This window comes from Paraglaciecola sp. 20A4, assembly GCF_011378905.1.
In the GTDB taxonomy this organism is placed as follows: Bacteria; Pseudomonadota; Gammaproteobacteria; order Enterobacterales; family Alteromonadaceae; genus Paraglaciecola.
Map to the genome: position 1 here is coordinate 1 of NZ_WTPY01000055.1, position 8,769 is coordinate 8,769.

The window sequence follows — 8,769 nt, forward strand, 5'->3', positions numbered from 1 at the left end:
TGGCATGAACAAGGTAGATTAATGAATCGTAAAAACTCCTTTTCAGATTTTTTATCTGTAGCCAACTATCTAGTGTCTGCCAATTTAGTTAAGAAAGGCAATATATATGCTTCTGCGGAGAGTTCAGGAGGCACTATTGTTGGGGTAGCGTTAAATGAAGAGCCTGAACTATTTAAAAAAGTGGCTATGTTAGTGCCATTTGTCGATGTAGTTAACACACTAATGGATGAAACGCTGAACTATACAATTTCAGATTGGGATGAGTTTGGAAATCCAAAGAAAGACCCGGCAGTATACAAATATCTAATGTCATACTCCCCATACGACAATATTCAACCTCAAGACTATCCCGGTATCTATGTTAGCGCTGCTATAGACGATCCGGCAGTTGGCTATTGGGAAGTAGCAAAATGGGTATCAAAAATTGATAAGTTAAGGACGAATAACGAACAGTTAATATTCGATATACGCAATGGAGGTCATATCAAAGGAGGTCGCTATGAGCGATATCATAATTTTGCAAAGTTTATTGTGTTCTTCCTTGACGAAGGCAATGGCTAACCGTGGAACTTATAAAGCAATCTGAATTCGTTTTTACCAGCACCAGTGTACTTACTTGTGAAGAGATCGAATCGATAAACTCATCTATTGATAATACGGGGAATGGTACTCCTAGTGCGGAGGCCATCCAACGTATAGCTGATATACAAGCTGAACATTACCCAGAATATCGCAACTTATGTATGCCGCCATTTACTATTGATGAAGAACATAATGCATTTTCATTAGAGCTCGACACGTTTGTGGTGAATGCAGGGGATAAAGCATTGCAAACGACAGGAGGCAAGGGGAAGTCGCATAGGATAGTATCTTTTATCTATATTATAAGTGATTTACCTAAAGCTATCTTCCATTGCAATTTACCGAGACAGAGTAAAAGCTTCGAAGTAACAACCGGCGACCTAATTATAATTCCCCCATATCACAATCATCTATTTGAATTACAAACAAATACTAAAAAACTACTTAAATGTATATCACTTCATTGCTGCTTTATTACATAAATAATTATTGCTTATCAGAGCAGGGTGATTTAAGTTTAGTGAAAATTATTGCACTAAACTTGTATGAAATTTTTAGGTAGAGACATAGCTGTAAAAAAGAACGGACTCACTGATAAAGAGTGCTCCCAACTAATCAGCTTGTTTAGTCAAAAGAATGATGCCATCACGTTAAAAAACAAAGATTCCGGCGCTTACACTACTAATTCTCAATATGAGAGCATCAAACTATTTCTTGATGAATCGCCAGTTTTTTCAAGTTTTGTGGTAAATAAATTAAATCAAATATTAAACGAATATTGCGCCGGCCTGGACCTAAAACCTGAAACGTTTGGAGATTTTTACGAATCACCAAGTTTAATGCGTTTCAGAACAGGTAAAGATCGGTTTGATGTACACTTCGATGCCAGCGGTTATGATCATTACAGAAGTCTTGCTTTCATATGGTACTTGAACGATGTAAGCGAGGGGGGGGAGTTATTCCTACCCTCAAGCGAACAATCAATATCTATTAAACCTGAAATGGGAAACATAGCTGTAGTCCCTGCGGGATGGACGCATTATCACAATGTAGAAACTCCGATTAGTAATGATAGATATTCACTTATAACATTCCTACGTTATTCAGAAATCACCTAGGAATTACAGGAGAGTCAAAATGAGCATAACAAATAAAACAATAGTCGCTGGTATTGTAATATGTGGCGTAACACATGCGGTAAACGCAAGTGAAAACACAAAAACCGCAACAAGTATTCCAATTGCTACTAACGCACAACATCAAGAACTGCTTGAAAAACAGAATGATATTGTCACTCCAGATGCTTTTAAGGAAGGTCTAAAAACTCAAAAATTAGAACCTACTGAAACAACAGCCAAGGCTATTCGTAAGAAACAACGACATATGACTGATAATGTAATTGTCATTTGGTGGGATAGTTTGTGGTCCTAAGTCTAGGTTATTAGAAGAGACGGCTAAATAATGTCGTCCCTCCTAAACCTATCAGCAATGAATAAAGCCACTATCAATAAACTTATTCTGTATGCAGAAGAAATTAACGTTCCCTCCAACGTTTCCCATATGAACTCATCAGAGCTAGTGTGATGTATATAAGCGGAAAAAGGTAGGACGGTTAGAGACGTTATGAATATCCTTCTCTGGAGTCTATTGAGCCCCGAATACCAGCTATAATTTGCGCCTAACCTATTCAAAATATTCCTCCTGTTTTAGAATCCATACTTTTTCGTAGCCACTTGAAAAGAACCAACACTAACAGGAAGTTTCGTGCGGCTTCTACCTTTACCAATGCATCAACGAAAATATAGCTTTTGGCTTTATAAAAGCTTCTCGCTGTTTCGTATTCAATTGCGTGTTCCTTACCATCTGGTACTCCCCAAACAAGTAATGCCAGGTAAAACATGTAAATAGTGTATGCAGCGGCAAAAACTATAATCAGTTGAATGAACTTTAATTGTACAAAATCAGCAACCGTATAAAGGTACATGTGATCCCCCATGTCGAATTTCTTTTGAACATAATTCATTATTTCTGGCCGGTAATATATGGCTATAGCCATTGCCAGTAGATTCAACAGTATTATGCCATTCAAAATGAGATCACCAATCACTAACCCCGTGTCCCAGTAATAACTCGTAAGAATAAATACAAAAATATCAAGTTCTACAAAGAACGTATTAATCACAGCAAAAATGACGATTAAACTTCTTATATCAGGATGTTTAGCATCGATATAGAGCATCATAATGAACGTGGTCCAAACTACGTTTAAATGAAACTCAGACAGCTCATAAAATGACAGTAAATAAAGCAAAACTGCATAACCGCATACCCTAATCACCAGCATCGTTTCCTCCAATCAAAAACTGATCTATAAGCTGTTTTAACATCACCTCTTGTTCACTAGACGACAACCCAGAAAATTTGGATATAAAGCTTTTTCTTTTTCTCACTATGGCTTGTCTTTCAGACTTATCGTTTCCTGATTTATAAAAATCTGAACTGTCATCAATAGCAAAATTTGCGGCACAGTAAACTAAGCGTTCATCGTAGAGGTCAATGAAAACTGCCTGACTAGTCGCCCAATCATTAGTAATTAGCTCAATATCCACTTTGCTGTGTGACATGACTAATACGGATACGTCTAGAGGGCTTATCGCTGCTTTTTTTAGAGCCGACATATTACCTATATCTATTGCGGATAGAGTTCTAGCATCTAGGTAAACCAAATCTTGTTTACTTGGTTCATATACATCGGTAGTAAATTCTTTAGCTTCAAGATTAAAGGTTTTATAATCGAGATACTCATTGGCGTTGTCATTAGGCCAATATTTAACATCAATCCAATTGAGTAAGTTCTGTTTACAGGGGCGCTTGTGAGCATGAATCTCACAAACTCCTGCATTTACATCGATAAACCGTTTATGCGTGGGAAGTAATCGACTGATGAGTTCTTCTAAATGTTTATTTTTAGAAAACATGTATATTTTTTGTGTCATATTCTTATGTCTTATTGAATTCGGTCGCTATAAACCAATAATAACAACAAATTTGCTTAAATAAGCTAAGATATAGTAAAACTAGAACCCAAAATATTTATTCATTCCCGCAACAGCTGAGTACGATCGCAATGTTCAAGAAATTTCTTACTCCTGAGTTAGTAAAACAAATGCGTATTAACGCTGGCTTATCCCGTGAAGAGGTAGCCGAACTCATCGATGTATCCCCCCAGACGATTGCAAATTATGAAACGAAAGGTGTCAAAATGGACATATTTCAACTTGAAAAATTTATTATGATTACCACCACATCAAAAGAGGATAGAGAGAAGAAGCAACAGCTTCTCCAGGACTTCGGTAACAATCTAATGTCTCTTATTCCAAAAAAGAAAGTAAATTAGCTCGCAATAATAAGTAACTGAAATCGTTGCAATATATTTTTATAAAATGGGCAGTTGAAAATAACTGCCCATTTGAGTAAAAAACAACTCTTTATTTCTTGACAATCTCCTGTATTTCTTCAACCATACTACAAGTCAAACATAAAAAACCAACCGATAAAAAGTTTAGTTGGAATTTTTATGTTTTTAAATGAGTCATTTATATTCATTTATGAGGCTTTTAGGTTTTTTATGGTTTGAGGTAAGTTTTGTAACTTACTGCAATTCCCGAAAAATAATTGTTATTTATTGAATGTATGAGGGGTTGCCAAGTGGAAGAAGAAATAAAACACCCATCGTTAAAGCATAATCGAGCTCTTCATGAACCAAGCTTAAAGTTTGGCGTACCTTCAAGACTATTTTTACTGTGCTGTGCGTTAGTGATCATCGTCCTTGTAACCGCTGGATTTGTAGCTGCTCTCGTAGCATTTTTATTGACTATCCCACCGGCAATTATCATTCATCGTGACGATGAAAAAGCCCTTGAAATCCTTTTAGACAAGCTTAGGCGCCCAACTTTTTATACAGGAGGTGTCAATGAAAAAACATTCAAAGTTCTTTTGAAAAACAGAAACAAGTACATAACCAAGCATATTTCACAAATCCAATAGGAATCAAAAAATGAAATCATTAAATACCATGTTGAGCGCAATTCTAACCAACACTAATACTGCAAAATCCAAAGTATTAGCCTTTAAAGAAAGACAACTTCAGCGGTTTACCGCTTTATGCGCTTTTTTGCTTACCTCGATAATGTTCTCAAGCAGCGCTTATGCTGATTACGATATTGGAGGACCAAGTTCAGGCCCATGGGCCGCACTTACAGAGTTTGCGCAAGATGTAATTAACCTTATTGATGGTCCGGTAGCACTAACATTTTCATTTATTAGCTTGGTGGGTATGGCTATTACTTGGGCCATAGCGCCGAAGATGATGAATGCAATGGGTACATTCGCCCGAGTAATGATCGCTGTTGTGGTTATTTTGAATATCGGCGTTTGGATAACCGCACTTCAAAGCTAATCAACTAGGAGCAAAGCGGGGCGGTAACGCCCCATTTTGAGGTAAATAATATGGGTATTACATACGAAAGCGCCGCTGAACTGAGTTGCCTATCAAGTCGATTCAAAGACTTTTATATCAGCAATGCTTCAACGATGTTAGGTGCTTATGAGCTCGGAGGTATAGACCCAAGTGGCTTAGGAGTAAGAGAAAAAGAGATCGCGACTGAATTACTTCGTTATTTAATAAGAACAAGTCCTCCTGAGTTGATATTGACTCAATATTACGTTCATAGAAATAATCCCAATGTAACAATAAAGCCCAGAGAGGATAAGCGTTCAAGCGTTATATCCAAAAGAAGAGAATTATTTTTACAAGAAAAAAGAAGCTTATGTTCGTCACATATATTTTTTTTAGCTGAGTTGCCTTTTGCTAGTGATCTAACCAAATGGTTCAGTTTCGACTTCCTACAAAATATAGTCTCTTCAGTGGTATCTAAAGATGCAAGAAATTATATAAAAACAAGAATTTCTGAACGGAATTCAGTTTTAGCATATGAAGCAGAGATAAAAGAAACAGCAAAAATATTACAAGAAGAAATTCAAAATCACATTGCACGACTAGATTTAACCTCATTCGGTAACAAACAGCTAGACGGCTCACAATTTTGGTCATTAATTAAGGCGCTTCACACCTTAGATTTTGATTTTCTAAATATAAAATCTAACCCTCCAAAATGTGATTTGAATGGCAGAGTTTTCGACTCTACGATTACCGCCGTTAATAGGGGAGGGGTGGACTACTTAAAAATTTCTGGGATCAAACCTATGTACCTACGAATCGCCTCTATAAAGGGCTTTTCAGACGAATACATAGAGCGTGGATTTTTTGCTAATGGCATTAATTCCCCAATTGGTAATAAGGGCAATTATGTATTAATGACTAGATACCGGGGAATGAATAAAAGACTTCAGAAAAAATACTTTGATGAAGCCGAAAATGAAGTTGCGCGAAACCAAATAAATCTCATGGACATGATGAAAGGTGATAAGAAATCACAATTGGAAATCCAATTATCTATGTCTGAAAAAGACAAGGCAGTTTTAAAAGAGGTCTCAGACGCACAAGCATTGGGCGACTACAACGGAAAATTTGAATGTTCAGCTGTTATCTTTTCAGAATGTATTGAGGAGATAGAAATAGCATGTAAATCGTTGCGGTCTTCATTAAACCAAGCGGGAGCGGATATTGTTTGGGAAACCGCTGGTTTAGAATCTGCTTTTGAATGCTTTTTACCGGGTTCTCAATTTGAATCTAAGCGCCAACTAGTGCCAATTAATTCTAGAAAAGCAGCTGCCCTTTCCCTATTTTATAAAGCTAGTACAGGCATCCCAGAGTGGGAATATACAACAAGAGACGGTGTATTAAAAAAAGAAGAAGCATTCTATATATTTGAATCAAACGATGGTTCTCCCTTCTATTACTGTCCTTATATCGGCGGCAAATGCATGGTTATTGGGGTTGGTCCAATACGGTCAGGGAAAACCTTTACTAAAAACTCCATTGCAACTCATTTCATGAAATTTAATGGCTATTACTCTGCTATTGATATCGATCCTGGTACTGAAGCTGTCGCTCGTTTTTTTCAGGATGACGGTAGTATTTTTCAAATGACTGACAAAAATAGAGCAGGTTTTAATCCATTTTTTATTGCAGAAGGTGCCGACGACATTAGGTTTAGAGCTCACTTTATGCGTCAACTAGAAGCAATGGTGCAATCTAATTCTAACGCTGAACTAAATCATTTTACAAAAAGTGAAGTGCAGCAGTTAGACGAAGCTATGTTATCTGTACTTAGGCTACCGGCTGCAATGCGTTCATTTTCTAGTTTCCTAGATCACTGTAATAAAGACATTAAACGTAAACTCTCTAAATTTCACAGTGACGGGATTTATGCAAACATTTATGACAATACAAATGATGCTATAGGCTCCCTTCAGAAACGCTTTAGTGTCTACAACATTATGGGGGTTAAAGACGACAAAGTTTCACTTTCATTAGTTATGAGTGAAATTGTTTATCGAGTATTAAGGACTTTTGAAAATCCAGAGCTTCGTGATTTTTTCAAGATGCTAGATATTGACGAAGCTCACGCTTTTTTAGCAATCCCTGGAATGATTGATTTTCTTGTTAAAGGCATTCGTACATGGGGTAAATGGCAAGCGGGCGTTTCACTTTGGACCCAAAGCCCTGTAGAACTCAAAAAAATTAGAGAGTGGCCCGCACTTCGAAGTGCTGCATCTACTTTTTGGTTCATGGCTGACGGCGAAATGGATAGGGATATCTACAGAGACGTTTTTCATTTATCAGAAGGTCATCTTGATGCAATTCAATCACTAATCCCAAAACAACAAGCCTTTATATATCAGCCTGAAATTAGAGTTGCCAAAATTATTAATCTTTATTCAGAGCCAGAACAAAGGGTTATTAATACAAGCGTTGCAGGAGAAGCAATGACATTGCAGCGTAACTTGGAGCACACAAATGGCGATATTGATCTAGCAGTACAAAAGACAATTGCTGACCTCAACTTTTAAGGAACTGTCATGATGAAACGTAAAATTAGCATATTCTTTTTAACGGCAGCTCTGGTGATTGCCCCGGTGAGTTACACAAAACGGGTTGAAGCTGGTATTCCCACAATTGATATACCAGGTTTAGTTCAACAGCTTTTGGGCTATTCGCAGCAGCTGCAATCTTATGCAGAAGATTTGTATCAATCGACGGTAGTGTCGAATGAATACGTCCAAACTCTTCGTAAGATGGAACAGACATATTTAGAGTACGAACATACTCTCAATCAGATCAAGGGCTTGCGAGATATTGTAGACAGCACTGAATGGAGAAATATTCTCTCAGCTATAGAAATTGATTTTCCATTGAATCCGCTCGATTCACATTGGGATGATTGGGACGTTGATTTATACACAGATGACGGCGTTATAGATGTAGATGAAAGAATCGGAGAGGTTTATAACCGAATCCGCGATCTAGAAGATGTTTATGAAGATATTGAATCTTCCTTTTTGTCTGAAGATATGAGGGATATGCAGAGAGAAAAAGCCCGTAGGCTATTTCTGAAATCTAGAGAAATTACAGAACAAACGTATGCCGCTGATGCTTTTAAAGTCGAAACAAAATACTTAACTGATGCTTTTGAGCAGCTACAAGAGAACAGGCAGGATATTGCTACAGATGATGAAGCACAGCTACAAACTTTACAAATACTTGCTATGCAGCAGGAGCTATCCGCTCGATTATCGCAACAGCAAAATGCTATTGCGCTAAAAGCATTTGAAATGTCAAATCAAGATGCCGCAGATAGAAAAAGCCGAGAATCTTTTGCTTTTGATATGCAATTACTCGACAAGCTTGAGGTGTCGAATCGAGTTGATTACGAACCTAGCGAAAACAACAACAAAACCGTTAATTTCTAAGGAAATACTATGAAAAAAATAATGATAGTAACTTTCAGCTTTTTTATTCTAACTAACGTTTTCGCTCAAGAAAAATTCGATGCCGAAAAGGCAAAAGAACAACTTAAAGATAGAGTCTCACCAGCGCATTATATTGACCCGTATTTAATAAAGAGAAGAGAGGAGAAAGCAGAATATTTGTAAGCGTCCGGCAATTTGCACATTCCACTAGTTAATATTGCACAGCAGAATATCGACTTTAATCATCATCGG

Annotated in this window: 12 protein-coding genes; 10 read left to right on the forward strand and 2 right to left on the reverse strand. The window is 37.1% G+C overall.

Annotation, left to right across the window (positions count from 1 at the left end; genetic code table 11):
* The 4 genes from GQS54_RS22540 to GQS54_RS22555 all read left to right on the forward strand — a co-directional run.
* The coding region (locus tag GQS54_RS22540) for a prolyl oligopeptidase family serine peptidase (protein ID WP_166426169.1) at window positions 1–561 on the forward strand (561 nt) is incomplete at its 5' end.
* A gap of 2 nt (window positions 562–563) precedes the next feature.
* Window positions 564–1,064 (forward strand): hypothetical protein, encoded by a 501-nt coding sequence (locus tag GQS54_RS22545; RefSeq protein ID WP_166426170.1) that lies wholly within the window; start codon window positions 564–566, stop codon window positions 1,062–1,064.
* Between the two features lie 63 nt (window positions 1,065–1,127).
* A complete protein-coding gene (locus GQS54_RS22550) occupies window positions 1,128–1,700 on the forward strand; it encodes a 2OG-Fe(II) oxygenase (RefSeq protein WP_166426171.1) in 573 nt (190 codons plus the stop codon).
* Window positions 1,701–1,719: 19 nt separating this feature from the next.
* Complete coding sequence (locus GQS54_RS22555; protein WP_166426172.1) at window positions 1,720–2,013, forward strand: hypothetical protein; 294 nt, start codon at window positions 1,720–1,722, stop codon at window positions 2,011–2,013.
* 256 nt (window positions 2,014–2,269) lie between these two features.
* Here the strand turns inward: GQS54_RS22555 and GQS54_RS22560 are convergent, their stop codons facing one another.
* Together GQS54_RS22560 and GQS54_RS22565 are read right to left on the reverse strand one after the other, a co-directional pair.
* Window positions 2,270–2,926 carry a hypothetical protein gene (locus tag GQS54_RS22560; RefSeq protein WP_166426173.1) on the reverse strand — a complete coding sequence of 219 codons (657 nt, stop codon included), beginning with the start codon at window positions 2,924–2,926 and terminating at the stop codon, window positions 2,270–2,272.
* The gene (locus GQS54_RS22565) at window positions 2,913–3,578 is read right to left on the reverse strand and encodes a hypothetical protein (protein ID WP_166426174.1); all 666 of its coding nucleotides are present in this window, start codon (window positions 3,576–3,578) and stop codon (window positions 2,913–2,915) included. Before GQS54_RS22565 ends, GQS54_RS22560 begins: the two co-directional genes overlap by 14 nt.
* Before the next feature lie 131 nt (window positions 3,579–3,709).
* On the opposite strand from GQS54_RS22565, the gene GQS54_RS22570 reads away from it, so the two are divergent.
* The 6 genes from GQS54_RS22570 to GQS54_RS22595 all read left to right on the forward strand — a co-directional run bounded on the left by GQS54_RS22570 (window position 3,710) and on the right by GQS54_RS22595 (window position 8,700).
* Window positions 3,710–3,979 (forward strand): helix-turn-helix transcriptional regulator, encoded by a 270-nt coding sequence (locus tag GQS54_RS22570; protein ID WP_166426175.1) that lies wholly within the window; start codon window positions 3,710–3,712, stop codon window positions 3,977–3,979.
* A 311-nt stretch (window positions 3,980–4,290) separates the two neighbouring features.
* Window positions 4,291–4,629, forward strand: a complete 339-nt coding sequence (locus GQS54_RS22575; RefSeq protein ID WP_166426176.1) for a VirB3 family type IV secretion system protein — start codon at window positions 4,291–4,293, stop codon at window positions 4,627–4,629.
* Between the two features lie 10 nt (window positions 4,630–4,639).
* Entirely contained in the window at window positions 4,640–5,041 is a 402-nt protein-coding gene (locus tag GQS54_RS22580; RefSeq protein ID WP_166426177.1) for a TrbC/VirB2 family protein, read from the forward strand.
* Window positions 5,042–5,091: 50 nt separating this feature from the next.
* Complete coding sequence (locus GQS54_RS22585; protein ID WP_166426178.1) at window positions 5,092–7,617, forward strand: hypothetical protein; 2,526 nt, start codon at window positions 5,092–5,094, stop codon at window positions 7,615–7,617.
* A 9-nt stretch (window positions 7,618–7,626) separates the two neighbouring features.
* Window positions 7,627–8,517, forward strand: a complete 891-nt coding sequence (locus GQS54_RS22590; RefSeq protein ID WP_166426179.1) for a hypothetical protein — start codon at window positions 7,627–7,629, stop codon at window positions 8,515–8,517.
* Between the two features lie 9 nt (window positions 8,518–8,526).
* Window positions 8,527–8,700: a hypothetical protein gene (locus GQS54_RS22595; RefSeq protein WP_166426180.1), complete on the forward strand. Its 174-nt coding sequence runs from the start codon at window positions 8,527–8,529 to the stop codon at window positions 8,698–8,700.
* Window positions 8,701–8,769: the final 69 nt, after the last annotated feature.

Excerpts from the sequence above, each read along its gene's own strand:
- GQS54_RS22550 (WP_166426171.1), top strand. The coding sequence starts at position 1,128 with ATGAAATTTTTAGGTAGAGACATAGCTGTAAAAAAGAACGGACTCACT.
- GQS54_RS22555 (WP_166426172.1), top strand. The coding sequence starts at position 1,720 with ATGAGCATAACAAATAAAACAATAGTCGCTGGTATTGTAATATGTGGC.
- GQS54_RS22560 (WP_166426173.1), bottom strand. The coding sequence starts at position 2,926 with ATGCTGGTGATTAGGGTATGCGGTTATGCAGTTTTGCTTTATTTACTG.
- GQS54_RS22565 (WP_166426174.1), bottom strand. The coding sequence starts at position 3,578 with ATGACACAAAAAATATACATGTTTTCTAAAAATAAACATTTAGAAGAA.
- GQS54_RS22570 (WP_166426175.1), top strand. The coding sequence starts at position 3,710 with ATGTTCAAGAAATTTCTTACTCCTGAGTTAGTAAAACAAATGCGTATT.
- GQS54_RS22580 (WP_166426177.1), top strand. The coding sequence starts at position 4,640 with ATGAAATCATTAAATACCATGTTGAGCGCAATTCTAACCAACACTAAT.
- GQS54_RS22585 (WP_166426178.1), top strand. The coding sequence starts at position 5,092 with ATGGGTATTACATACGAAAGCGCCGCTGAACTGAGTTGCCTATCAAGT.
- GQS54_RS22590 (WP_166426179.1), top strand. The coding sequence starts at position 7,627 with ATGATGAAACGTAAAATTAGCATATTCTTTTTAACGGCAGCTCTGGTG.
- GQS54_RS22595 (WP_166426180.1), top strand. The coding sequence starts at position 8,527 with ATGAAAAAAATAATGATAGTAACTTTCAGCTTTTTTATTCTAACTAAC.